General features: G+C 42.7%; 22 protein-coding genes and 1 tRNA gene. 10 read left to right on the top strand and 13 right to left on the bottom strand.

What is annotated here, in order from left to right; translation table 11 throughout:
• The 3 genes from AC5590_RS04485 to AC5590_RS04475 form a co-directional block, all read right to left on the bottom strand.
• A partial coding sequence (locus AC5590_RS04485; RefSeq protein WP_169263197.1) for a molybdopterin-dependent oxidoreductase occupies window positions 1–1,425 on the bottom strand: 1,425 nt, incomplete at its 3' end.
• Window positions 1,426–1,882: 457 nt separating this feature from the next.
• Window positions 1,883–3,394 carry a NarK family nitrate/nitrite MFS transporter gene (locus tag AC5590_RS04480; RefSeq protein ID WP_169263196.1) on the bottom strand — a complete coding sequence of 504 codons (1,512 nt, stop codon included), beginning with the start codon at window positions 3,392–3,394 and terminating at the stop codon, window positions 1,883–1,885.
• A gap of 192 nt (window positions 3,395–3,586) precedes the next feature.
• Window positions 3,587–5,194 (bottom strand): ferredoxin--nitrite reductase, encoded by a 1,608-nt coding sequence (locus AC5590_RS04475; RefSeq protein ID WP_169263195.1) that lies wholly within the window; start codon window positions 5,192–5,194, stop codon window positions 3,587–3,589.
• A gap of 440 nt (window positions 5,195–5,634) precedes the next feature.
• On the opposite strand from AC5590_RS04475, the gene AC5590_RS04470 reads away from it, so the two are divergent.
• Window positions 5,635–6,039 carry a QcrA and Rieske domain-containing protein gene (locus AC5590_RS04470; RefSeq protein WP_169263194.1) on the top strand — a complete coding sequence of 135 codons (405 nt, stop codon included), beginning with the start codon at window positions 5,635–5,637 and terminating at the stop codon, window positions 6,037–6,039.
• Between the two features lie 139 nt (window positions 6,040–6,178).
• Window positions 6,179–7,390 (top strand): HEAT repeat domain-containing protein, encoded by a 1,212-nt coding sequence (locus AC5590_RS04465; protein ID WP_246163095.1) that lies wholly within the window; start codon window positions 6,179–6,181, stop codon window positions 7,388–7,390.
• 271 nt (window positions 7,391–7,661) lie between these two features.
• On the opposite strand, the gene AC5590_RS04460 is transcribed toward AC5590_RS04465, so the two are convergent.
• The 5 genes from AC5590_RS04460 to AC5590_RS04440 form a co-directional block, all read right to left on the bottom strand.
• Entirely contained in the window at window positions 7,662–7,973 is a 312-nt protein-coding gene (locus AC5590_RS04460) for a hypothetical protein (RefSeq protein WP_169263193.1), read from the bottom strand.
• A gap of 168 nt (window positions 7,974–8,141) precedes the next feature.
• Entirely contained in the window at window positions 8,142–8,684 is a 543-nt protein-coding gene (locus tag AC5590_RS04455) for a 5-formyltetrahydrofolate cyclo-ligase (protein WP_169263192.1), read from the bottom strand.
• Window positions 8,685–8,753: 69 nt separating this feature from the next.
• A complete protein-coding gene (locus AC5590_RS04450) occupies window positions 8,754–9,698 on the bottom strand; it encodes a GDP-L-fucose synthase family protein (protein WP_169263191.1) in 945 nt (314 codons plus the stop codon).
• Between the two features lie 22 nt (window positions 9,699–9,720).
• A complete protein-coding gene (gmd, locus tag AC5590_RS04445; protein WP_169263190.1) occupies window positions 9,721–10,800 on the bottom strand; it encodes a GDP-mannose 4,6-dehydratase in 1,080 nt (359 codons plus the stop codon).
• Window positions 10,801–11,388: 588 nt separating this feature from the next.
• Window positions 11,389–12,141 carry an undecaprenyl-phosphate galactose phosphotransferase family protein gene (locus tag AC5590_RS04440; RefSeq protein ID WP_169263208.1) on the bottom strand — a complete coding sequence of 251 codons (753 nt, stop codon included), beginning with the start codon at window positions 12,139–12,141 and terminating at the stop codon, window positions 11,389–11,391.
• On the opposite strand from AC5590_RS04440, the gene AC5590_RS04435 reads away from it, so the two are divergent.
• Window positions 12,068–12,388, top strand: a complete 321-nt coding sequence (locus AC5590_RS04435; RefSeq protein ID WP_169263114.1) for a hypothetical protein — start codon at window positions 12,068–12,070, stop codon at window positions 12,386–12,388. The two genes, AC5590_RS04440 and AC5590_RS04435, sit on opposite strands and share 74 nt — an antisense overlap.
• A gap of 67 nt (window positions 12,389–12,455) precedes the next feature.
• Here AC5590_RS04435 and AC5590_RS04430 read toward each other — a convergent pair whose 3' ends face one another.
• Entirely contained in the window at window positions 12,456–13,598 is a 1,143-nt protein-coding gene (locus AC5590_RS04430) for a glycosyltransferase (protein ID WP_169263207.1), read from the bottom strand.
• Between the two features lie 372 nt (window positions 13,599–13,970).
• Here AC5590_RS04430 and AC5590_RS04425 point away from each other — a divergent pair, with 372 nt between their 5' ends.
• Window positions 13,971–14,909 (top strand): NAD-dependent epimerase/dehydratase family protein, encoded by a 939-nt coding sequence (locus AC5590_RS04425; RefSeq protein WP_169263189.1) that lies wholly within the window; start codon window positions 13,971–13,973, stop codon window positions 14,907–14,909.
• Between the two features lie 426 nt (window positions 14,910–15,335).
• A complete protein-coding gene (locus AC5590_RS04420) occupies window positions 15,336–16,562 on the top strand; it encodes an MFS transporter (protein WP_169263188.1) in 1,227 nt (408 codons plus the stop codon).
• A gap of 44 nt (window positions 16,563–16,606) precedes the next feature.
• On the opposite strand, the gene AC5590_RS04415 is transcribed toward AC5590_RS04420, so the two are convergent.
• A tRNA-Arg gene (locus tag AC5590_RS04415) sits at window positions 16,607–16,680 on the bottom strand.
• A gap of 34 nt (window positions 16,681–16,714) precedes the next feature.
• Between AC5590_RS04415 and moaC the strand changes: the two genes are divergently transcribed.
• Window positions 16,715–17,221: a cyclic pyranopterin monophosphate synthase MoaC gene (moaC, locus tag AC5590_RS04410; RefSeq protein WP_169263187.1), complete on the top strand. Its 507-nt coding sequence runs from the start codon at window positions 16,715–16,717 to the stop codon at window positions 17,219–17,221.
• Window positions 17,222–17,312: 91 nt separating this feature from the next.
• On the opposite strand, the gene AC5590_RS04405 is transcribed toward moaC, so the two are convergent.
• The gene (locus tag AC5590_RS04405) at window positions 17,313–17,747 is read right to left on the bottom strand and encodes a hypothetical protein (RefSeq protein WP_169263186.1); all 435 of its coding nucleotides are present in this window, start codon (window positions 17,745–17,747) and stop codon (window positions 17,313–17,315) included.
• Between the two features lie 168 nt (window positions 17,748–17,915).
• On the opposite strand from AC5590_RS04405, the gene AC5590_RS04400 reads away from it, so the two are divergent.
• The 3 genes from AC5590_RS04400 (at window position 17,916) to eat (ending at window position 20,681) form a co-directional block, all read left to right on the top strand.
• Window positions 17,916–18,173, top strand: coding sequence for a 2TM domain-containing protein (locus AC5590_RS04400; RefSeq protein WP_169263185.1), 258 nt, complete (start codon window positions 17,916–17,918; stop codon window positions 18,171–18,173).
• A 113-nt stretch (window positions 18,174–18,286) separates the two neighbouring features.
• Window positions 18,287–18,598 carry a DUF3181 family protein gene (locus AC5590_RS04395; protein ID WP_169263184.1) on the top strand — a complete coding sequence of 104 codons (312 nt, stop codon included), beginning with the start codon at window positions 18,287–18,289 and terminating at the stop codon, window positions 18,596–18,598.
• Between the two features lie 631 nt (window positions 18,599–19,229).
• On the top strand, window positions 19,230–20,681 hold the full coding sequence (gene eat, locus AC5590_RS04390; RefSeq protein ID WP_169263183.1) for an ethanolamine permease: 1,452 nt from the start codon (window positions 19,230–19,232) through the stop codon (window positions 20,679–20,681).
• 45 nt (window positions 20,682–20,726) lie between these two features.
• On the opposite strand, the gene AC5590_RS04385 is transcribed toward eat, so the two are convergent.
• Entirely contained in the window at window positions 20,727–21,197 is a 471-nt protein-coding gene (locus tag AC5590_RS04385) for an ABA4-like family protein (protein WP_169263182.1), read from the bottom strand.
• Window positions 21,198–21,411: 214 nt separating this feature from the next.
• Entirely contained in the window at window positions 21,412–21,762 is a 351-nt protein-coding gene (locus tag AC5590_RS04380) for a hypothetical protein (RefSeq protein ID WP_169263181.1), read from the bottom strand.
• 437 nt (window positions 21,763–22,199) lie between these two features.
• Between AC5590_RS04380 and typA the strand changes: the two genes are divergently transcribed.
• The gene (gene typA / locus AC5590_RS04375) at window positions 22,200–23,990 is read left to right on the top strand and encodes a translational GTPase TypA (RefSeq protein WP_169263180.1); all 1,791 of its coding nucleotides are present in this window, start codon (window positions 22,200–22,202) and stop codon (window positions 23,988–23,990) included.
• Window positions 23,991–24,456: the final 466 nt, after the last annotated feature.

The following is a 24,456-nucleotide window of genomic DNA, read 5'->3' as shown; positions in this document are numbered from 1 at the left end:
GACCATGCGTTCAGAATTGGTCATCACGCCAGTTTTCTCACTCCACTGTGCAGCTGGAAGCAGGACATGAGCGTAAGCAGCGGTTTCTGTTGGATAGTAGGCGTCTTGGTAGATGGTGAAGGGCGATCGCAACAAAGCCTTCTTAGTCCGTTCCAAATCCGGCATACTCACAGCAGGATTAGTAGCAGCAACCCACACTAACCCCACATTGCCATTTTCCAGCCCAGTAATCATATCCCAAGCCGTCATACCGGGATTTGGAGAAATCTGTCCTGGCTTGAGTCCCCAAAACTCCTCAACCTCGGCGCGGTGCTGAGGATTTTTGACCACTCGATAGCCAGGTAACAAGTGCGATAAACCTCCAGCTTCTCGTCCTCCCATCGCGTTTGGCTGACCAGTGAGAGAGAAAGGTCCTGCACCTGGCTTGCCAATTTGTCCAGTCATCAGGTGCAGGTTAATAATAGTTCTGACCTTAGCAGTTCCTTCTGATGATTGATTCACGCCCATCGACCACAGGGACAACACCCGATTAGATTGACCCCAATAGCGTGCTGCTGTTTCTAAATCTTCAACACTGATACCACATTGACGAGCCACCACCTCTGGAGGATAGTGGCGAATCACCTCAGCATATGCGGGAAAGTTGCTGGTGCAGTCGTCAATAAATGCGGTATCTATGTAGTTCCAGCGCATCAACAAGTGAGCGATACCGTTCAACAAGTCGATATCTGTACCGGGACGAATAGCTAAATGTAAATCAGCGGCTTCTGCGGTTGGTGTGCGACGGGGATCAACCACAATCACTTTCACTTTGCGGTTCTTTTTGTGGTATTTCTCAAGTCTGTTAAAAATAATTGGGTGACATTCCGCCGTATTTGTCCCAATTAAAAACGCACAGTCCGTTAACTCCAAATCTTCATAACAACACGGCGGACCATCCGATCCAAAGCTTTGTATGTATCCAGCTACAGCGCTAGACATACATAAACGCGAGTTAGCATCAAAATTATTAGTACCCAGACACCCTTTTAAGAGTTTCTGAGCCATATAGTAGTCCTCAGTTTGAAACTGACCTGAACCATACATACATATAGCTTCAGATCCAGTGGTGAGGCGCAGTGTTTGAATACGATTGACAATAATATCAAAAGCTTCATCCCAACTAACGCGGCGAAACTCCCGATCCAACGAGTCTCGTACCATTGGGTAGTGCAATCTGTTTTTGTCTAAAGACTCAGCGATTGTGGCACCTTTGACACAAACCATACCTTGACTAGAAGGGTGCGCTTTGTCGCCTCGCACCCGCCAAATCGGATTTCCGTGACTATCTCGATGAGTCGCTTTGCCTAATTGTGCTGGCGGAGAAACTTCCAGTCCACAGCCAACACCACAGTATGGACACACAGTTTTGGTAGATTCAGTCATGGCAATTCCACCATGTTCATAAATTGTTTAAATGTTTCGTTTGTCAAAGATCTATTCCAGCAAAATACTATGTTTTTAAACTTGTTCTATTCAGTTGACTGCACTAACAAAATTCTCCGAGTACTGATTGACCAAACATGAAATCAGAGTAACTAATATTTGCTTAATTTTATTTACTCTTTTAAGTCAAATTTCGTAATTGCAAGTATTTCTACTTAATTAAATCTGAGTTCAAAAACAAAAAAAGTTTTTACTGATACAAAATATCGTTTTTTAGTGACTTGATTGATAGAGCTTTCTTATACAATTTATCTAATCTATTAATTTTAAATAAAGATTTTTAAAACAACATCATTTTATGAAAAAAACACAGATAAACACAGATACTTTATCTGCGTCCATCTGCGGTTATTAATACTCTTATGCCAGATTTTTCTAAGATATCAATTATTTCATCTTATTTCTCCGCCATCAGACCAGAATTGTGATTCGCTGCAGTTCCCATTTCTGGTACTTCACCTTCATAAGCAGCAGCAAACGAACCCTTTGGTTCCTTCAGGAAAAAAGCACACATAAAAGCGCAGATCAGAGCAGCTACACCCATTGTGGTAAACAGCGTTGGTGCATCAGTTAAGCTGAAAATTGTCAGATAAACCACGCCTCCAAAATTACCGTAAGCTCCCACATTTCCAGCAATTTGTCCAGTCGCTTCTTTCTTGATGAGAGGTACAATTCCGTAGGTCGCACCGCAGCCAGCTTGAGCAAAATAAGCGGCTAACATCGTCACTGCAATTGCAACTGGAAGCGCCCAACTGCCGTTAATAAAATGTGCCATTAAATAGCTGACACCAATGCCAACAGAAATAATTGTCATTGTCCATTTACGGGAGCCAAACTTATCAGAAATTAAACCTCCACTGGGACGAGAAATTAAGTTTAAAAAGGGATAAGTAGCAGCAATCATCCCAGCTACCACATGTTCTAAACCAAAGGTTTTTTCAAAAAACGCGGGTAGCATGGAAACGGCAGCAAGTTCCGAACCAAAGTTAGTCACGTAAGTGAATTCGAGTAAAGCAACTTGACCAAACTGATAGCGTTGTGAGGGAGCGTAGGTTTTATTGCCAGTGAGAAGTTCTTTGTTAACTTGCCAAGCTTTGTATGTTTGGTAAGCAAATAATCCTGCCAACATGACCCAAACCAAATACATTTGGCTCAAATTCAAAAAGTGAATGTTCTTTTGTTCCAGACGCCAAGCCAACAAACCCAAGGCGAAAATCAAACCGAAATTTGAGAGAATCATTGCCCAGAAGCTTTTAACACTGGTCACTTCTAAAGCACCATTTTTCTTAGGTCTTTTATAAGCTTTGCCGGGGGGTGTGTTTTGAACACTGTTGTAATAAATCACGCCATAGATAGCGGCGATGATACCAGTTAGGGCGATCGCAAACCGCCAATTAGAAGCGCCACCACTCAAAAAGCTAGCAGCAACCGCAATTGTAGGTAGGGCAAACTCTGCCCCAAAAGCCCCAAAGTTACCCCAACCGCCATAAATACCTTGGGCAATTCCAATCTCCTTTGGTGGGAACCATTCCGCCACCATCCGGATACCAACGACAAACCCACTGCCAACAATTCCCATTAGTAAGCGACTGATGACGAGATGGTGAAAATTCTGCGATAGCGCTGTTGCCAAACAAGGAACAGCAGCAAAAATCAGCAGCATTGAATAGGTAATTCTCGGACCAAAACGGTCTAGAAGCATCCCAATGATGATCCGTGCGGGGATTGTTAAAGCAAGATTGCAAATGCCCAAAGTCTTAACTTGCTCTGGTGCCAGATGTAACTCCTTGCCAATAGTTGTCGCAAAAGGAGCAAAGTTAAACCAACAAACAAAAGTTAGAAAGAAGGCAAACCAAGTCTGGTGCAGAATGCGATAGCGACCGTTAAACGAAAACAATCCTTTGAGCATTGGGTTTTATTGGATAGAAGACAGAAAAATTGGATCGACAAATCTGGGGACAATCGTGCGATGGTCCTAAAAACATTCATGTGGCTACATTTTTAGTGAAGCCTGTCCTTATCCCCTAAGTCATTTCTAATACTTAATGAATCAGGACAAATAATGTAGAAAAAAAATATGGAAATGAAATCAGGCGTAGCTTTAAACTGTCGCTGGTTCTCGTAAGCGTGCGCCAAAATTTGAAATCAGGAGTTCTTGCAAGACTGGTATCAAGTCTTCGCAAGGGATACCTTTGGTAACACAGGTTCCTAGTTGTGCCTCCTTGCCAACTTTACCACCCATGTAAATATCAACCCCTTCCAGAGTTTTACCATTTTTGCGAACTTTAGTTCCCATCAAGCCAATGTCTGCCACTTGGGGCTGTCCGCAAGAGTTGGGGCATCCTGTCCAGTGAATTCGCACAGGACGAGTTAGTTCTACCTCTGCTTCCAACGCCTTTACGGTTTCTAAAGCGCGGTTTTTGGTTTCAATGAGGGCAAAGTTGCAAAATTGTGCGCCTGTGCAAGAAACGAGCGATCGCGTCAACAAAGTGGGGTTAATACTAAACTTGTTAAGTACAGGTTCTGTTAATAAACTTTCCAGCAATGAATCAGCAATATTGGGAATAATCAAGTTTTGTTCAACCGTAAGACGGATTTCGCCACTGCCGTAAACTTCTGCCAGACGTGCGATTTCAAACATATCCTCGGCAAACAACCGACCAACGGGAATGTGTAACCCTACGTAGTTCAATCCTGGTTGTTTTTGTTTATATACCCCAACGTGGTCGCGTTTTTCCCAATCAATTTCATCCCGTGCTGCTGCGCTGATCAACGACTTACCAAACCGTTTTTCAACTTCTGCGCGGAATTTTTCCAAACCCCATTCGTCAATTAACCACATCAGGCGGGCTTTTTGCCGATTTGCGCGTAAACCGTGATCACGAAAAACTTCTAAAACGACTCTACACAAAGCGACGACATCCTCTGGTGGAACCCAAACATTCAGCGGAACAGCCGCCTCACAGCGCTTGGCAGAAAAGAATCCACCAACAATAACATTGAAGCCAAATATTGGGGATGAGAAAGTCATTTCTTCCTCTGCTCCCTGCTCAGAGATCCGAGCTCCCTCGACTTCCTTAAAAGCTGGAACGAAAGCTAAATCGTTAATTTCGGCGTGAACTGAATTATCCCGTCCACCAGTGATCGCAATATTAAATTTGCGTGGGAGGTTGGTGAACTCAGGATTACCTTCACCTTGACTGGTAATCATATTCTGAATTTGTTGTACCAACTCTCGTGTGTCAAACAATTCATCCGCATCTAACCCAGCGACTGGATCGCCTGTAATATTGCGGACATTATCCATCCCTGACTGGACACTGGTTAAGTCTACGGCACGAAGTTTCTTAAAGATTTCTGGTAAATCTTCAATCCGGATGCCCCGCAGTTGGATATTTTGTCTGGTCGTAAGGTCAGCGTTACCATCATCACCGTAACGCTGAATCACTTCAGCAAGCACACGCATTTGCTCGCAACTGAGAATACCATTAGGTATCCGCATCCGCATCATAAACTTACCAGGAGTGACTGGGCGAAAAAATACACCCACCCACTTAAGCCGATGATCGCGATCGGTTTCGTCCATCGCCTCCCAGCCAACAGAGGCAAATTTTTCTATTTCTGCCTTAACAGCAAGACCATCTTTTTGTGCCTTAAATTTCTCAAACTTGTTTAAGCTGGTTGTAGTGGTAGTTGCTAGGTCTGTCATGAGCTCAACTCAATTGCAAATTCCAGAAAAGTTTTAGAGGTCGTTGCTCAACATCAATTTATCACCCTATGGCTAACGCCACGCCTTACGGTGAGACCAGCGCTAGTTCACCTCATAACATCCTGTTTTTCTAGGTTTATGAGGTATATAAGTAGAAAAAATTGTTTGTATTTTTTGGTGTTTAGATGCTTGCTAAAAATAATTTGTTTGCTGCACTGTCTGGATACACGTTATGTACTTGTTCCTCCTTACCTTAATGCTCTAAAGCGATGAAAATCGTATCTTTAGTTACGAAATTTTAGAAAAATTGATTAAACTGTATCAATCAGATGCATTTCTCGCATCAAAATAAGCACAAGAGACGCAAAGCCTTTTATTTACCCAGAACAACATTTGAGATGCCACACTAGGGTTATATTTTCTACCTTTTTTTAGCAGCCATGAATCGTCGTGATTTCATAACTTTCGTTGGTTTGGGTTGGATAGCAAGTTCCTTACCCGTATTGATTGCAGCTTGTTCTTCCCAAAAACCTAAAGGTTGGCAAACTGTAGGTACAACGGAAGATTTAGATAAGACTGGTCAGTTGCTTGCCAAAAACTCACCTGTTGGTCCAGTCTTGGTAGTTGGTAAATCTAAATCAAATAATCTAATTGCAGTTGACCCTACTTGTACTCATGCAGGTTGCACAGTCCAATGGAAAGATGATGCACAAAAATTCTTCTGTCCCTGTCATGCCTCAAAATTTGGAAATGATGGTAAGGTGCAAACAGGTCCAGCTACAAAACCGTTAGCAACCTACTCCGTCAAGATAGAGAAAAATTCGGTGTTAGTCATGACTCGCTAATGGAACACCCCTGGTAGGAGCGCTTGTCTCAAACCCATATCTTAAAACTTTTTCTTCCCTTATCACCTCTGCCTTGCAAGCGAGGACACATGACAAAAAGCTGATAGCTTTTGAAACCTAGCGAGAGATTTTGTTAATTGTGGATAACATCAACCAGCTTTTAGTGCAAGCGCAAGTAGCATACAACGCAGCTGATTGGTCATCACTGATTCAATGCTTGCAACAGTTGACTCAACAACACAACTTAGAACATCCAGAGATACTGAAAAATCAAGAACATCTCCTGGAATTAGCACTTTGTGTTCTGGAAAATGGAGATTTTCAGCAACGCTGGGAAATAGCCAAAATATTAACTGGCTTAGGGACGATTACCATCCCCCCATTGATAGATATATTAAAAGATGAAGACGTAGAGGAAGAGTTACGCGCTTACGCAGCACGCATTTTGGGGGATTTGAAAAATCCAAATGCCATTCCACCTCTAATGGAATTGCTACAAAGCAATGACAGTGAGCAACTCAAGGAGATAGCAGCTACTGCCTTGGGGCAAATGGGTTGTGTTGCTATTGCTTCCTTAACAGAACTTTTAGCCCAGGAACAGACACGGCTATTAGCAACTCAAATGCTTTCTTACATCCGGCAAAAAGAAACGATCGCACCTTTGTTGAGCATAGTGCAAGATTCACAAGTTGCTGTGCGTGCTGTGGCAATTGAAGCACTGAGTAGCTTTCACGATCACCGTGTGCCACTAGTGCTTATCAATGCTTTGAATGATATTGCCGCCCCAGTCAGGCGAGAAGCTGTGGTTGGTTTGGGTTTTCGCCCTGAGTTACGTGAAGCGCTAGATTTGGTGGCAGAATTACAAGCGAGACTTTATGACGTTAACCAAGATGTTTCTTGTGCCGCCGTCGTTGCTCTTTCTAGAATGGGTGGTGAGGCTGCAGCACAGCAATTATTTCAGGTTTTGGTGTCGCCTAATGTACCAATTCGGTTGCAACTAGAAGCCATCCGCGCTTTAAGTTGGGTAGGGACACTATCGGGTTTAGAGTATTTGCAACAAGCACTTTATCAACTGGAGTTCCCCACAGTATGGCAGGAAATTGTTACAGTTTTAGGGCGAGTCAGTGATACAAGTTTAACAGACAAATCAGCAGAAATTTTATTGGAAATGTTGCAACAAAACCATCCGGGAGTTGAAATTGCCAATATTAAAAGTGCGATCGCCCTATCTTTAGGACAGTTGGGCAAAAAGCAAGCAATACATCCATTAACCCAGATGTTGGCAGACAAAGATGCTCAAGTCAGACTACATGCAAGCGCTGCACTAAAGAAACTCACTCCCGACTTTTAAGTTCTACTTGCACAAGCGCTTCCTTCCATATCTGATTTCTTTCAAAACTATTTAATCGGTTTGAAACGCCGTCTAAAACGAGACATCCCCACGCCCGTACAGGCAGATGTGGGGAGTCTGGTAATACCGTTTCACTTTAACGTTGATACATATGGGGAAGTAGGGGGAAGTAGGGGGAGTAGGGGGAGTGAAATGTATCAGGATTTTCGTGAAAGGGTATAAGTTGGTAGTTCAGTTTGCCAAATCTTGTTAAATCATTCCTAAATGACGGCTACACCTTGAAAAAATTTACTCTCGCCAGGTTTTCACCTTCTGTCGTAATTCGAGCGTTCTTACAAGTCACCAAACCAGACGAGCCATCAGATTCAACCTTACCCTCGATCGCTCCTTCCCGAATCAAATGCTCCAGATGTTCAATCAATTCAGGTTTGCTTACTGATTTACCCTCAAAATCTTCAGCGAAGTAGGTAACATCCTGTCCTTGCTCACTGTGTTTGACTTTATTAAGTAGATAGTAAAAAAGTTCATCTCGCAGATTATCTGGTCGTTCGCTTCCGGGTTGCACATCATCTGAAATTGCCATAAGAATCTCCTTGAATTTGTTAGTAAGCACGATTAATTCAGTTGCAAGTGACTTAAGTGTCATCTGCTTCATCTTATTATTGCTATAGATTATCATCAAGCATTCTCTCTATAGGAGGAGAAAGAAACTAGATAAAAATCTTTTGTAACTCTGTCAAAAGAGTAATTTCTAAGTGGCTATTTCTGTGCATACACTTTGCAACGGTTTATCCCAAGTATCAATGGGTATCTCAGGTAAATAGGCAAATGCAAACACAATACCTATGGTTGGCTTATTTATCCATTCTGGAGAACTCAGCATTCGGTCATAATATCCCCCCCCATAACCCAAGCGATATCCTTGATAGTCACAAGCCAGACAAGGAACGAGAATTAAATCAACGTCTCCAGGAGCTATAGTTGGTGCGTCAGCATGGGGTTCCGTGATGCCATAATTTCCGGTTACTACGGTGTCTTGATGTGTCCAGAGATGCCAAGAAAGCGACTGACCAACACAGCGAGGAAAACCCCAACGATGAGGGGAATCTGAAAATAAAGAACCCAGATCTGGTTCTTGGCGAAAGCTAAAATAAGCGAGTATTGTTTTTGCTTGGTTAAATTGAGGGGAGTCTAAAAGGTTTTGGCAGATAAGCTGACTCTTATGTTTCCAGTCTGTTACGGATAAAGATTGACGTGTTTTGAGCAACGATTTGCGTAACTCTGTTTTTCTCATCTGAGTTCTAAAAAACAAAAATAAGGTGGACAATGCCCACCTTACAATTAATTAGTATTCTGACGATAATTAAGCAGCGTTTTTACGCCACCACTCTATCGTGTTCTTCAACCCTTGCTTGAAGTCTACTTCAGCATTGAAACCAAAGGCTTTCTTCGCCCGTTCGGTATCTAAACAGCGACGCGGTTGACCGTTGGGTTTGTCGGTTTCCCAAACAATTTCGCCATCAAACTCCATCAATTCACAGATGAGATTGATTAAGTCACGGATGGAGATTTCATAACCTGTTCCCAAGTTAACGGGTTCAGGGTCGTTGTAAAATTGAGTCCCCATCACAATACCCCGCCCCGCGTCTTCTGAATACAGAAACTCGCGGGTAGGACTACCATCACCCCAAACAGGGAGTTTCTTTTCTCCCTTGCTTTGTGCTTCATAAACTTTGCGAATCAGCGCTGGGATGACGTGAGAACTTTTAGGATCAAAGTTATCCTCTGGTCCATACAGATTCACAGGTAGCAGGTAAACACCATTAAAGTCGTATTGCTGGCGGTAAGCTTGCAGTTGGACAAGAAGGGCTTTTTTTGCTATTCCGTAGGGAGCGTTGGTTTCTTCTGGGTATCCATCCCACAGGTCATCCTCTTTGAATGGAACTGGGGTAAATTTAGGATAAGCGCAGATTGTACCAACGCAGACAAATTTTTCTACTTTCGCTTGATAAGATGCATGAATCAACTGAGTTCCCATCATCAAGTTGTCGTAGAATAATTCAGCAGGTTTCTCACGGTTAAGACCGATACCGCCGACATGAGCTGCTAGGTGGATAACAATGTCTTGTTGATCCACTGCTCGTTGGCAATTTTGTAGGACACGTAAATCGCATGAATGCGATCGCGGTATCGTAATTTTATTTTCTGTGGCTCCTGCCTTACACAGCTGGTCTATGACTTGACGTCCTAAAAAACCAGCCCCACCAGTCACGAGAATCCTTTTGTCCTTGAGTTCTAAGGCATTCATATTTTTTTCCTCGCGGTGTACATCACAAGTGGAGCGCACCCAATTCTTGCCGAATCATAGCATTATCCTTGAGGACTTTTGCTACCTTACCATTTGGTAAAGTCAGTCCCAATCCTTGCAGGTCAGCTTCTACCATTATGGCTACTAGTTGGTCAAATGTTATCGATGGTTTCCAACCCAACTTTTGCTGAGCCTTGGTAGAATCACCTATTAACAAGTCCACCTCTGCTGGACGGAGATAGCGTTCGTCAAATTCCACATAGTCTTCCCAGTTAAGGTTGACATAACCAAACGCTTGTTCGAGAAACTCTTGTACTGTATGGGTTTCACCCGTAGCAATCACGTAATCCTCTGGCTTGTCCTGCTGAAGCATCAACCACATTGCCTTAACATAATCCTTGGCATAGCCCCAGTCGCGCTTGGAATCAAGATTACCCATGTAAAGCTTTTTCTGTCTGCCAGCAACGATTCTGGCAACTGCCATAGTAATCTTGCGGGTGACAAACGTTTCACCTCGTCTTGGTGATTCGTGGTTAAACAGTATTCCATTACACGCAAATATATCGTAAGATTCACGGTAATTTACTGTTTGCCAATGAGCGTAAACCTTAGCACAAGCATAAGGACTACGGGGGTAAAACGGTGTGGTTTCTGTCTGTGGGACTGCTTGTACCAAACCAAACATTTCCGAAGAACCTGCTTGGTAGAATCGCACTTGGATACCTGTGCGACGCTGGTAGTCACGAATTGCTTCTAACAAACGCAGCGTTCCTACACCTACAGCATCCACTGTGTATTCAGGAGAATCAAAGCTCACCCGTACATGGGATTGAGCACCCAGATTATAAATTTCTATTGGTTGGACTTCCTCTAGAATGCGGCGCAAAGTGGTACCATCCGTCAAGTCGCCATAGTGTAGAAATAACCGCACTCCCTCTTTGTGAGGGTCTTCGTAGATATGATCTATGCGGTCAGTGTTGAAGGTGGATGTCCGACGTATAATACCATGAACTTCATATCCTTGGTCTAGCAAAAACTCACTCAGATATGAACCATCTTGACCGGTAATACCAGTAATCAACGCTCGCTTCTTTTGCGTCATGCTTTCTTATCCCTTGTGGTTACTGAATAGATGAATACTACAGGCGACCCTGGTACAACCTAACAAGTATTTGCTTAATTTTCCAACGGGAAATTTACAAGTTCTAATTTGTAGATTTATGGACAGATGCGTAAATCTGCCGATACCTGAGTTGACAGCAAGATTTTATTACCCTATACAAACTCTTTTACCTCATTCTGTAATTTTTTGTTACCTTTATAAAAACTTTATATAAGCGTTTACTTTAAAATTATCTAAAAATAAGAAAAAATTTAGTGAAGTGACCATTTAGGCTCAACTCAGCAGTCAAGTTGCCGCTTGAGCACAGAGTCTCAGGAAAAATTCGTAATTCATAATCACAACTTTAATTAGGAATTACGAATTTTTGATCACGAGATCATTGTCGCGAATTTAATTTGCAATAAAAAAACGACTACAATGCTCCCGAGCATTAGCTTGTCAATTTTGATAGTGTAAACACAAAAGGTATCGTAGGCATACACATAGCCTCTCTCAAGGAGATAGCTTGGTACGTAGAGCGTTAGCCTGTGCCCCAGACAAAGTGCCATACTTTTAATTTTGAATTGTTTAGTACGCTCCATTGTCTTTGGGCATAATGACAACACCAATGGTTTTAAAAATTATCCACAAATCTAACCAAAAATTTCTGAATTTGGCGTAATGCAAGTCTATTTGAACCCGTCGAGGATAGGGAATATCATTACGTCCAGAGACTTGCCACAATCCAGTAATTCCTGGTTGGATAGTTAAAATCTGCTCTATGTGAGAACCATACTTAGGTAACTCTTCTGCGACTAGAGGTCTCGGACCGACGACGCTCATGTCTCCTTTTAAAACATTCCAGAACTGAGGAAATTCATCCAAGCTAGTCATTCGCAAAAAACGACCGATTGTCGTAATTCGTGGATCATGCTTGAGTTTGAAATTTGTCTCAAATTCTTGCCGCATATGAGGAGATGTTTCCATCATTTGTACGAGAATTTCGTCGGCATTGGTTACCATTGTTCTGAATTTTATACAATAAAAGGGTTTGTAATTTTTACCAACCCGTTCCTGTATATAAAAAATTGGACCTTGTGAGCTTAAAGCAATCAGCAAAGCCAAAATTAAGTACAAAGGGGAAAACAGAATTAGTACCGACAGAGAAAAGAAAATATCGAACAGTCGCTTGGTAAACTCTCCGTTTAAAACTTGAAAAGACAGACCTTTAGTTTGAACTTTAGGTATCTTTTTGTGTTGATCGCGTTTGAAGAAAAGCCGTGATCCTCTGTATGTTGTTGAAGTGTTTGTCTCAACAACACCTGCCCGTTTCCAGGGCAATAGGGCAGCCACATTTGTTGCAGTTGAGCGTAAAAACGCTCTATGCGGTTGTGCTGAGCGCAGTGCCTTAAAGGGCGATCTCCTGCTCAACGCTAACCGAGGTGCATTTAGTTGTGTCCGTCCTTCAGATGAGCGGACGCTGCTGGAAAAACAGCGCCCAGTCCCGGGCTTACTACGCGATCGCTTCCCGGAGAGGAGTGAGCTCTGGGCAGTCATCATACTCCTTAACAATCCACACCACACATAGTCCCAATCTTAAAGCTAAAAGGAGGTGCTTCTGGGGCAAATTTCCAAAAGCCTGTAAAATAAGACCATCAATCAGGTGATGGTCTTTTTTGTATACACTTATTTAGAAAGTCAAGATAGCGCTGTGCAAACATTTGCGGCGAAAATTGAGCAGCGTGCACTCGCGCATACTCAGGATTACATTTTCCTTGATAAACTTCAAATTTTTTGATCGCGTCTACTAATGCCTCCTCTGTTTGCTCTTTAAAAAAGATACCAGTTCCTTGCTCACCGTGTTCGCGTATATCTCGCACAGTTTCTAAAGCACCACCAGCACCATAGGCGATCACCGGAGTGCCGCAAGCCTGGGCTTCCACTAAAGCTATGCCAAAATCTTCACGAGCTGCATAGACAAAACCTTTAGCATTAGCCATATATTTTTTTACCACATCATCGGGTTGCCACCCCAGTATTTGTATATTTGATTGTGCTACACTCCGGATTTTTCTCATCTCTGATCCTGTTCCAATTACTACTAAAGGTAGTTGCAATTTATTAAAAGCCCTGATTATCAAAGATACTTGTTTGTAACTCACCAACCGGGAAACAGTTAGATAAAAATCTTCTTTTTGAGGCAAGAAAGGAAAACTCTCAATATTAACTGGCGGATAAATGACTGTTGCTTCTCTTCGATAGCAACGCCAAATACGACCTGCAGTATGTTTTGAGTTAGCAATAAAGTAATCAACACGATTCGCACTCAACACATCCCACTGACGCAGACGATGCAGTATATACCGCGTCATCCACCCAGGTAAACCACTTCCCAACTTGCTCTGTTGAAGATAATCGAAAGTCAACTCCCATGCGTAGCGCATGGGGCTATGACAGTAGCAAATATGTAACTGTTCGGAAGTGGTTATAACTCCTTTTGCTACGGCGTGGGATGAAGATAAAATGACATCATATGCTCGTAAATCTAGCTGTTCTATTGCTAGTGGTAACAAGGGCAAATATTTTTGTACACCATTACGGACAAAAGGAAGGTGTTGAAGAAACGTTGTGCCAATCTTCCTCTGGTATAAGTAACTTTCCGAGTGACTGGATTCAAAATCGATGAGGGCGTATAAATCAGCATCGATGTGGTTGAGAATTTCTCGCACAACGAGTTCTGAACCACCAGTGGCTTTCGGTGTTAACCATTCATGAACGAGGGCACATTTAGTGGGCACAGCTAACTGTAATTGGTAGAGAACACGCAAGGCGGGAGTTAGAGGTTGCTTTACACCAAACAGTATTCCCAAAGGAATGGGAAACGCCCCACTTCTAGCTAAAGACGTAATCCTTTTATAGGAGGTTCCTGCAGAATACCGCAAACTGATAACCTCAAGATGGGGACAAAATACTAGGTATTGAGTCTTAGGGCGCGGATTTTTTTTCATATCCTCACTCCTACTCACCAGTCCCTAGTACGTCGGGCGCGGAAATAAGCATACCATTTGACAAAAAATCAAAAACCCTTATGTTCAGGGTTTTCTCCGGCTTGCGAATTCCGCCATGCTGTACTAGTCCCTTTATCAAGCAACTTAAGATCGGGTAATGGTATGCGAATTTTAGTAATGGGTGGTACACGGTTCATTGGTGTTTACTTAACCAAATTATTAGTAGAACAAGGACATTCAGTCGTACTCTTTAATCGTGGGAATCGTCCTGCACCAGTCGAGGGTGTAGGACAAATTATAGGCGATCGCACTGATGCTGCCCAGTTAAAAGAAAAATTATCTAAAGAAAATTTCGATGCCATTTTTGACAACAACGGACGAGAACTGACTGATACTCAACCATTAGCAGAAATTTTTCAAGACCGCGTAGAACATTTTGTGTACATGAGTTCTGCTGGAGTATATCTCAAATCAGACCAAATGCCTCATGTGGAAGGGGATACTATCGATCCCAAAAGTCGCCACTTAGGTAAACATGAAACAGAAGCTTACCTAACGCAACAGGGATTGCCTTTTACCTCAATTCGTCCCACCTACATTTACGGTCCTCAGAACTATAACGATTTAGAAGCTTGGTTTTTTGACAGAATTGTGCGTAACCGTCCCATTCCTATCCCTGGGAACGGTTTGCACATAACCCAATTCGGTCATGTCAAAGACTTAGCAACAGCAATGTCCAAAGTTCTGGGCAATTCTGTAGCACTGCGACAAATTTACAATCTGTCTGGCGATCGCTTCGTCACTTTTGATGGTTTAGCCCGCGGCTGCATCGTTGCTGCTGGCAAATCTCCCGATGAGATAAATATCGTGCATTACGATCCGAAAAAATTTGATTTCGGTAAGAAGCGCAAAGCTTTTCCTTTGCGGGTGCAGCACTTCTTTGCCTCAGTGAATAAAGCGAAAACAGAATTAAACTGGCAGCCTGAGTATGATTTAATTTCTGGACTCAAAGACTCCTTTGAGAATGATTTTCTCACTTCTGGGCGAGATCAAGTAGAAGTTGATTTTTCTATGGATGAAGAGATTTTGCAGTCTCTTTAAATTTTGCGTTCAGGCAAAAGACGCGGGCATAAGCAATTCAAGTAGGTGCCCTATATCCTCCAGACACGGCGAACGTGAACGCTTACGCGTAAGCGTTCGCACCCACCATGTGAAAAAGTTTTGGCTTAAGTTGACACAGATGGAGAGCATCACTGTTTAACTTGCATCTTTAGAAAGATTTTCAAATAGACCTACTAAGCTTTCGATAGTAAGAAATGCTACTAGTTTATCTAATAACTAAACCGATCTTTTTATAGTACGCGACCCCTAAGCCAATCTTTTCTTTTTTTTGATACCATAAAAAAGCCTGCTTATCGGGTTTTACGGGATTTTGTACTCTTTTAAGAACGAGTCATTATTGTATTTCATTGAAATTGCTGGTAAAAGATTAAACAAAGACACAATTAATAAGCATTTGCTGTGAATATGTCTGGCACAATCAATATCCAATTGCAAAGCAAGCTGCTGATTTTATTTGCAGCAGGTTTATTATTCTGGTCCAGCATTGGTTCATTGCTGCCAACCCTACCACTGTATGTTGAGTCTGTGGGTGCAACAAAGCAGCAAATTGGGATTGTGATGGGTAGTTTTGCCATCGGACTGTTGTTTTTTCGCCCTTTGTTAGGACGCTTAGCGGATTGGCGGGGTCGTAAAATCGTCTTACTAATTGGTACGCTCGTGGCTGCTATAGCACCCCTTGGTTACTTGTTAGTCAAATCTATTCCCCTACTGATAGTAGTGCGTGCTTTTCATGGTATTAGTTTAGCGGCTTTCACCACTGGTTTTAATGCATTGGTGGCTGACATCGCTCCTTCGCAAAAACGAGGTGAAATCATTGGGTACATGAGCTTGGTTAATCCTATTGGAGTGGCGATTGGACCTGCTTTAGGCGGATATTTGCAAGCCGGAGTTGGTGATCAGATTTTATTTCTGATGACTGCTGAATTGGCTTTTGTGGCGTTTTTAGGTTTGTTGACAATTGTCAATCCACCATTGCCAAAACACCACCAAGGGGATATCCAAAATCTTCAATTTTGGCAAGTTTTGTTTAGTCCCAGAGTGAGAATTCCGGCTTTTATCATGTTGCTGGTTGGTTTGGCTTTTGGTGCTTTACACGTTTTTGTCCCGTTGTTCATTAAATCAACAGGGATTAATTTAAATCCAGGGTTGTTTTATACAGCGGCTGCAGTTGCTAGTTTTGGCATCAGGATATTTACAGCAAAGGCAAGCGATCGCTTTGGTCGTGGTTTGTTTATTACTATCAGTCTAGTTCTTTACACGTTAGCATTATCAGTTCTATGGCTAGCAAAGAGTCCTGCGACTTTCTTATTTGCATCAATGATTGAGGGGATTGCTTCTGGCACTCTGATTCCCATTATTGCAGTTTTGATGGTGGATCGAGCTCACCCTTATGAACGGGGGCAGATATTTGCTATCTGTCTGATGGGCTTAGATATAGGGATTGCGATCGCAGGTCCAATTCTTGGTTATGTTGCCGAATATCTTGGCTATAGAAATATGTTTGGTCTATGCGCTAGTTTAACATTCTTAGGTCTTATCGTCTTTTTGACTTTTTCTGGCAAAGATTTATCTAGTTCCGTGCGCTTTGCTCTTGGGCGCGGTCGAGATGTTTATGCATTGAAAGATACGTAGATATATAACAGATAGAGACACGAAAGTTCGTGTCTCTCAAATAACGGGCGAGGAGGGATTCGAACCCCCGACACCGTGGTCCGTAGCCACGTGCTCTAGTCCACTGAGCTACACGCCCTTGCCGACATCTAATAATAGCACACCTTTTCTAAATGACGCAAGAAGATTTTGAAATTTTCTCCAAAAACTTGAGCCACCTGGATAATCAGGGTCAGGCTCAGATGGTCGATGTGTCTGGAAAAGCGTCCACCGTTCGCCAAGCTGTCGCCGCAGCCAGAGTCAGGATGCTACCAGAAACCTTCGCCGCCATTCAAGCAGGAAATGCTCCAAAAGGGGATGTCTTAGGAACCAGCAGACTAGCCGGAATTATGGCAGCCAAACAGACAGCTTCTTTGATTCCCCTATGTCATCCCTTACCATTACAAAAAATCGAAGTACTGGTGACACCATGTCCAGAATTACCTGGTTACCAAATTCAAGCAACAGTCAAGACCAAAGCAGAAACAGGAGTCGAAATGGAAGCTTTAACTGCAGTTTCTGTTGCGGCTCTGACTTTGTATGATATGGCGAAAGCCTTGGAAAAGTCGATTCAAATTGAATCGATTAGGTTGATTAGTAAAACTGGCGGGAAATCAGGAGATTATAGCCAGTCAGATTGATGTAACTTTTGGTTAATGCGTCTGAGCGTGATTGCGCGGAGCGCAGACGCCAAAGGCGTATCGCCACTTTCAGTAACCGCCGATTCGACGATCAGCGCAAAAAACGAGCAGCACTCAGCATTAGGGGCGCTGTGAGTAGCAGCAAAAGCGTGGGCAGACCAAAGTAGATTGCTGCGTAAACGGCGTTAGTAGCGCGGGTTTTTGTGTGGTCAATACTCATCCAAGCATTCATCACGCCAATATTTATCACCCCAAGCACGAAGTGTAGGGCTAGTACGACGATACTCAGACCAACAATCCAGCGCATTGCCATATTCAACCGTCGCCCCCAAGCAATAACAATCAGTATGAGTGCGGCGGCGAGAGCAAGCCAGCGCATAAGCATGACAGGGAAGAAGATGATCACGGCTTCATTAGCAGTTATTCCAGGGTGTGTAAATGGGGAGAGGGGCAACGACCATAAAAGGAGCAAGGCGGTGGTGCCAAGCGCTGCTAAGCAGCAACAAAAAAATAAAACTTTTTCCATAGTAAGTATTTTATTTTTTTAGGGTGTCTAAGTACACTCAACCCTAAATTAAATACACAATTGGCTGTTGCGTTTGTTAATCAAGTTCTCAAAAGGTAGTCAACCTTACTCCCAAAAATCATAAAATGAGTGAGAAAGCACTTTTGTTAATATCTGTAACAATAACTTATGCCTCCTCGTTGGCCTCGTAAACCCGATCGCAAAGACCCTGCTTACCGGAAATTAGATGACCGGATGAATTTTGCCATTCATGTGGCGATATTTGCCCTGTGTAATTCCGGTTTGTGGTTTTTCCATAACTTGAATATGGTTACTTGGGAGTGGCTTCCTTGGTTAACAGCAGGTTGGATGGTCGTGGTATTGGGACATTTGATTTATATTTCGGCGATCGCCAATTACTCCGAAATACCACCTACATCCACCTGAAGACTGACCAGACAGACTAGGGCGATTGTAACTTGCGGTGGTAGAGTCAGTCTCAAGATTTGAGGGATAATATATATAAAATGAAAGTTCTCGCTTTATATAGGATTATCTTTATGGCTAACACTAACATTACAGAGTCAATAGAAGCCCTAGCAGCAGAAATAGGCGAAAACATTTATATAGATATTGCCAAATGGCACCTTTACTTATCGAATACCAAGTTACATACTATAGTTGCAGAAAAAGTATATCCCTTAATTACTGCTGGAAAATCAGTGGATCAAGATGAAGTTGTACAAGTTTTAGAATCTATTCCTGTTAAAATTGGTGGTGGCACAAAAGAACTTCCTCTGATTGATTTACTACCGCAGCAATCCCAAACCAACCTAGTAGATATTTTAAAAAGATTTCAGCAAGATATGTAATCTTACAGCATCGGGAGCGTAAAGGCCACTCAACGTGTGGGTCGGGACGGACAAATACCTAGAATTAGCAATGCCAGGGTTGAGCAACTTAGTACTAGATTCCAGAAGTTCGTAGCGAAAAACAGCTTTTTTCATTAAGTTTCAACATTTTTTGGGGTACGGTATGCTGTGCCCCTTTTAACGTGACGGTGAGTCTTAACAGCAACCCCACACCTGATGTCATCAGGTGCAAAAAAATGCCCCCCTTCATCCGCTGCTAAAGGGGGTGCAAAATATACAGTGGTCTAATTTCTATATAGATGTAGGCGAAATCGACTTATGCAGTAGAAAAGGCAGTGTCTTTTTTGAAAAATGACTTCTTCCTACCTAAGACCGTAGACGACAGTAAAATTATTGGATGGCATATCGATTTTTACTTTTAGAACACTATGTGCTTTGGGACACATTATATTCGGTCTGCGATGACTTGGACTTTTCTGAAAATTTATCTGAAAAATATTTGTTTATGTCACTTTACATAACGATTTAAGTCATAACTCATCCTACTGCAATTGTAATAGTTCATTACAAAATTCCGGAGATAAAGTCCAATAACAGAATACATATGTTACGGATGAGCATAAGTGTATTCATGCAAAAATCAAGAGGAATTATCTCGTATAAAAATGTTCCCAAAAATTATTTAAGGCAGCGGCAACTAAAAAGAGGCGCTGATTCTTTCCTTTTGTGGAGTTTAGGTGTTGGTGCTGTGATCTCTGGTGATTTCTTTGGTTGGAACTATGGTTTGGCAGCAGGTGGCTTCTGGGGTTTAACGATTGCTACCTTTGTGATCGCAATCATGTATTTATGCATAGTCTACAGTCTTGCGGAACTGTCAGTAGCCTTACCCCATACAGGCGGCTTTTACTCCTTCACTCGTAACGCCTTTGGTCCGTTTTGGGGGTTTATTTGCGGTGTAGCTGTCACCATTGAGTATGTGCTAACGACTGCTGCGATTGTCTTTAGTATGAGTAACTACCTGAAATCGTTGATACCCAACGTACCAAGCTACCTTCTGTGGCTGCTTGCCTACACAATTTTCGTGGCGATCGCGATCCAGAGTGTGGAACTGACTCTGAATGTGAGTGTTTTTCTCACCTTGGCAGCAATGCTGGTGTTAGGGATATTTTATGTGAGTATGTTGGCAGCAGATGTTTTTAAGCCGGAACAACTGTTCAATGTTCCTGCCAATCTGGGGGAATCAGCAACCTGGTTACCCAAAGGCTGGCAGGGAGTTTTTGCCTCAATTCCCTATGCTATCTGGTTCTATCTGGCAATTGAAATACTTCCACTCTCTAGCGAAGAAACTAATGACGTGCCTAGGAATATGCCCAAAGCACTTATATTAGGTATGTTCACTTTGATTGCCCTTTCGCTTCTTACCCTAGTCCTAAACTCTGGTGTTGGTGGTGGCGCTGCTGCAATCGGTCAATCCAATGTTCCTCTAAAAGATGGGTTGGAAGCTTATTTTGGTAAGGGTGTGACTAGTGACGTCTTAACAGTGATTGCACTCACTTTTGGCTTGGTGGCTAGCTTTCATACTGTGATTTACGGTTACGGGCGATCGCTCTTTTCCCTATCTCGTGCCGGATATATACCCCATTGGATTTCTGTTACAAGTGAAAACCATACTCCTTATCGGGCATTAATTCTAGGTACAGTAGTCGGATTAATTTGTGTCATGCTAATTGACTTAGGTAGCGATGCAGTGGATGCAGTGATTTTAAATATGGCTGTTTTTGCAGCACTCATTTCCTATATTCTCGTTATGCTCAGCTACATTAAGCTCAAGTTGAGTTGTCCTAACCTACCAAGACCTTACGAAAGCCCATTGGGGATTTTTGGGGCAAGTCTTGGGTCTATCCTAGGAATTTTTGCCCTGGTTGCTTGTTATTTTATACCTGCTTATCAACCTGGTATCAAGGGCATTGCACTTGTTCTGATTATTGCGACTTTTTACTTCTTCTTCTGTAGCAGAAATCGATTAGTCGCTCAAGCACCAGAGGAAGCAGCAGCGCTAAGCAATTCAAAATTCAAAACATGATCCTAAGCAGGGGCTGAGGGAGTAGTGTAGTGAAATCAAGTCACTTTAAGAAGATACTGTTTTCTCGGCAACTTCTGCCGCTTCGTTCTTAACAGTTGGGGAAACTGCCTTTGTTATCCAAGTCGTGAAAATATGAGAAAGTAATCCCATTGGACCAGCAAATAAGCAAAGCGCCAACGAGTGGATTGTCCAAACTCCTGTTTTCTGTCCTTCTAAATAAATGTAGCGCCCAACAAATAAATCCATAACCAGGAAATGAACCCAACCAGTTGCAGCAGCTTTCTCATCTGCAAAAAATCTAGCAATATCTGCTAATTGAGGATTTGATAAAGCTTGAGCATTTTCTGGTGTGATGCTAGTAACAAACAAATACAAATACACGCCTGCCAACGGCACAAAAGGAAGATACGATTCCATAACCCTTTGTGTCACTTTCCATTTGGGTAGGAGAAACATTAATGTCCAAAATGGTAAAACGAAAATATTAGCAACGTTGAAAATTTGCTCGATAGACATAACAAATGTAAAATTCGACTGGTACAATCATATTTTATTATGGCTAATCACATTTGAATACCTACCTACCACTTATATTTACTCAACGGTTAATTTAGAGCAGAGAAACAAAAGAAAGTTTCACAAATGATGTAGGACTACTATATGTAAGCGCTATCACTTAGTTACCAGAATCTTGAATGCATTAACTACCCCAATCGTACCGATAGTGATATTAACCAAAAAAGCGATAGGAAATGGTCAACTTACCAGATTTAACATCAATTGGTTGGTGGATAACAGCGACATCAGAATACCAATCATTTTCCCATTTAAAATTCACATTGTTATGCATTTTATCTGATACAGAGGTTCTGCCATCAATCGTTAAACTCGCTGTGCCATCAAGTTGGCCAGTAACTTGAATACTAATGAGATAAACATTTCCTTGTAATGGTGCTTTGCTGATGGTGATTTGTTCTGGTTTGCTGACATCCTTAATTTGAACCGTTCGATCAAATATGGAGCACGAACCAACTAAACACAATAAAGCTATCAAACAAGTTATAGAAAAAATCTTTTTCATAATAGAATGAAATCTGCCGGATTTTTCACCCCTGCAATTAAACAGTGAGTCCAGCGCCGTAGGCGACTGGCGTTAATCAACAAAAAGAAGGCTACCAGATTTTTAGGGACAATACGTCGGCTTTAAACCGAATTGCAAGGGTGTAGAGGACAAAAATTTTTGATCATTTTTTGATATTCCCTGCACCCCTGCTTGATTTGGTCACAGGATACGGGAGCGCAAGTGGTTTATATCACGGTGTTGCCAGCATAACATCCAATCTATTACGTCCTTAGCATCTTGGTGATTCGCAAAAACACTTCAACCATAAAGAGTTAATATAGAATTGTTAAGGCTTGTTTACAGAATTTATCAAACTACCGGAATTCTGTTACAACATTCCTCCACTAGATGTAAGTTATAAAATCCCCACGCTAATTTTATCCAAACGCTCTATTATGACGCTCCCAATCCGTAACGTCGCTATTATTGCCCACGTTGACCACGGCAAAACAACCCTTGTTGATGCTCTCCTCAAACAATCCGGCATCTTCCGTGAAGGAGAAGACGTTCCGGATTGCGTCATGGACTCCAACGCCCTAGAACGGGAACGGGGAATTACAATTCTTGCCAAAAATACTGCGGTTCACTATGGAGAGACGCTGATCAACATTGTTGATACGCCTGGACACGCTGACTTCGGTGGTGAAGTAGAACGTGTACTCGGCATGGTTGACGGTTGCATTCTCATTGTTGATGCCAACGAAGGTCCCATGCCTCAAACACGCTTTGTCTTGAAAAAAGCCCTGGAAAAAGGACTGCGCCCCATCGTTGTCGTTAATAAAATCGACCGTCCCCAAGCAGACCCACATGGTGCCACAGATAAAGTGCTGGATCTGTTTCTGGAACTAGGGGCAGATGATGATCAGTGTGATTTTCCTTATCTGTTTGCTTCTGGTATAAGTGGCTATGCCAAAGAAAAGTTAGAAGATGAAGCCAAGGATATGCAGCCACTATTTGAAGCTATCCTGCGCCATGTACCAGCACCAGTGGGTGACGCCGACAAGCAACTGCAACTACAAGTCACAACCCTAGATTATTCTGAGTATCTGGGACGGATTGTCATTGGCAAAATTCACAATGGCATCATCCGCATGGGACAACAAGCGGGTTTGGTAAAAGAAAACGGCGAAGTTGTCAAGGCAAAAATCACCAAATTGATGGGCTTTGAAGGGCTGAAGCGCATTGAAATCACAGAAGCTTCCGCTGGCAATATCGTAGCTGTGTCAGGGTTTGCTGATGCCAACATTGGGGAAACGATTACTGACCCGAACGAACCCCAAGCATTGCCACTGATTAAGGTAGATGAACCGACATTGCAAATGACCTTCTGGGTGAATGATTCGCCCTTTGCAGGTCAAGAAGGAAAGTTGGTGACATCACGACAAGTGCGCGATCGCCTCCTTCGCGAACTAGAAACTAACGTCGCCCTACGCGTTGAAGAAACCGACTCCCCCGATAAATTCTTGGTTTCCGGTCGTGGAGAACTCCACCTAGGGATCTTAATAGAAACCATGCGCCGCGAAGGTTTTGAGTTTCAAGTATCCCAGCCACAGGTGATTTACCGCGAAGTCAACGGGCAACCTTGCGAACCTTACGAACTTCTGGTATTAGACATTCCTGAAGATGCCGTTGGCAGTTGCATTGAGCGACTGGGACAACGCAAAGGCGAAATGCAAGATATGCAAGTGGGTAGTAACGGACGCACCCAGCTAGAGTTTGTCATCCCCGCCCGTGGATTAATCGGTTTTCGCGGTGAATTCATGCGTATGACTCGTGGTGAAGGTATCATGAACCACAGTTTCCTTGACTACCGTCCTATCACTGGTGATATTGAAGCCCGTAACAAAGGTGTCTTAATCTCATTTGAGGAAGGCGTTTCCACCTTCTACGCCATGAAGAACGCCGAAGATAGAGGTGTATTCTTTATTGTTCCAGGTACGAAAGTTTACAGAGGCATGATTGTCGGAGAACACAATCGTCCCCAAGACTTGGAATTGAACGTCTGCAAGACGAAGCAACTGACCAACCACCGTGCAGCAGGCGGTGATGAACTGGTACAGTTGCAAGCACCAGTCGATATGAGTCTAGAGCGTGCTTTAGAGTACATTGGACCAGATGAATTGGTGGAAGTGACTCCTCAGTCAATTCGTCTGCGGAAGTTGGCGAAGAAGTTAGCGAAACGCTAGACACTATGAAATGCTGAGTGCTGAGTTTTGAGGACATCTCACTTAAGGCTCAGCACTTTTTGTGTATCAGGACTTATGCAAAAGTAACGTAGTTGTGTAATTGCGACGTCACAAAGCAATCTCACAGTCAAGTTCATTAGTAACTCGTGCGTAAGTCCTATGTATGTCTACCGCAAGAATCTATCGCTATAAAATGCATTCAAATTTCACCCATGAAAATTTCAATTGGGTGCGACGAAACGGTAACTATGATGTGATGTCCAGATTCTGCCGATTCTACGATGCTCTGCTCCCCATACAGTTTTTGTCAATTCAAAATAGTGAAATCTGCCTTGTGTCCTAACCCTTGAGTCACGAACTCGCGCCTTAACACACATTTTACAAAATTTCAAATCGCTTCAAAGAAGGGGAGTCCTCCCTAGTTATAGCTCCCGTAGGCTGCGGTACAATGCAAAGAAATGTTTAA

This window comes from Brasilonema octagenarum UFV-OR1, from assembly GCF_963888615.1.
GTDB lineage: Bacteria > Cyanobacteriota > Cyanobacteriia > Cyanobacteriales > Nostocaceae > Brasilonema > Brasilonema sennae.
The sequence above is the reverse complement of the archived record's forward strand: the minus strand, read 5'-3'. Positions and strand labels throughout refer to the sequence as shown.

What these genes read in the sequence shown, in the direction of transcription:
- AC5590_RS04405 (WP_169263186.1), bottom strand. Translation starts at nt 17,747, where the DNA reads ATGGAAAAAGTTTTATTTTTTTGTTGCTGCTTAGCAGCGCTTGGCACC.
- eat (WP_169263183.1), top strand. Translation starts at nt 19,230, where the DNA reads ATGCAAAAATCAAGAGGAATTATCTCGTATAAAAATGTTCCCAAAAAT.
- AC5590_RS04395 (WP_169263184.1), top strand. Translation starts at nt 18,287, where the DNA reads ATGGCTAACACTAACATTACAGAGTCAATAGAAGCCCTAGCAGCAGAA.
- AC5590_RS04425 (WP_169263189.1), top strand. Translation starts at nt 13,971, where the DNA reads ATGCGAATTTTAGTAATGGGTGGTACACGGTTCATTGGTGTTTACTTA.
- AC5590_RS04380 (WP_169263181.1), bottom strand. Translation starts at nt 21,762, where the DNA reads ATGAAAAAGATTTTTTCTATAACTTGTTTGATAGCTTTATTGTGTTTA.
- AC5590_RS04385 (WP_169263182.1), bottom strand. Translation starts at nt 21,197, where the DNA reads ATGTCTATCGAGCAAATTTTCAACGTTGCTAATATTTTCGTTTTACCA.
- AC5590_RS04455 (WP_169263192.1), bottom strand. Translation starts at nt 8,684, where the DNA reads ATGAGAAAAACAGAGTTACGCAAATCGTTGCTCAAAACACGTCAATCT.
- AC5590_RS04470 (WP_169263194.1), top strand. Translation starts at nt 5,635, where the DNA reads ATGAATCGTCGTGATTTCATAACTTTCGTTGGTTTGGGTTGGATAGCA.
- gmd (WP_169263190.1), bottom strand. Translation starts at nt 10,800, where the DNA reads ATGACGCAAAAGAAGCGAGCGTTGATTACTGGTATTACCGGTCAAGAT.
- AC5590_RS04400 (WP_169263185.1), top strand. Translation starts at nt 17,916, where the DNA reads ATGCCTCCTCGTTGGCCTCGTAAACCCGATCGCAAAGACCCTGCTTAC.
- AC5590_RS04460 (WP_169263193.1), bottom strand. Translation starts at nt 7,973, where the DNA reads ATGGCAATTTCAGATGATGTGCAACCCGGAAGCGAACGACCAGATAAT.
- AC5590_RS04475 (WP_169263195.1), bottom strand. Translation starts at nt 5,194, where the DNA reads ATGACAGACCTAGCAACTACCACTACAACCAGCTTAAACAAGTTTGAG.
- AC5590_RS04450 (WP_169263191.1), bottom strand. Translation starts at nt 9,698, where the DNA reads ATGAATGCCTTAGAACTCAAGGACAAAAGGATTCTCGTGACTGGTGGG.
- moaC (WP_169263187.1), top strand. Translation starts at nt 16,715, where the DNA reads ATGACGCAAGAAGATTTTGAAATTTTCTCCAAAAACTTGAGCCACCTG.
- AC5590_RS04480 (WP_169263196.1), bottom strand. Translation starts at nt 3,394, where the DNA reads ATGCTCAAAGGATTGTTTTCGTTTAACGGTCGCTATCGCATTCTGCAC.
- AC5590_RS04420 (WP_169263188.1), top strand. Translation starts at nt 15,336, where the DNA reads ATGTCTGGCACAATCAATATCCAATTGCAAAGCAAGCTGCTGATTTTA.
- typA (WP_169263180.1), top strand. Translation starts at nt 22,200, where the DNA reads ATGACGCTCCCAATCCGTAACGTCGCTATTATTGCCCACGTTGACCAC.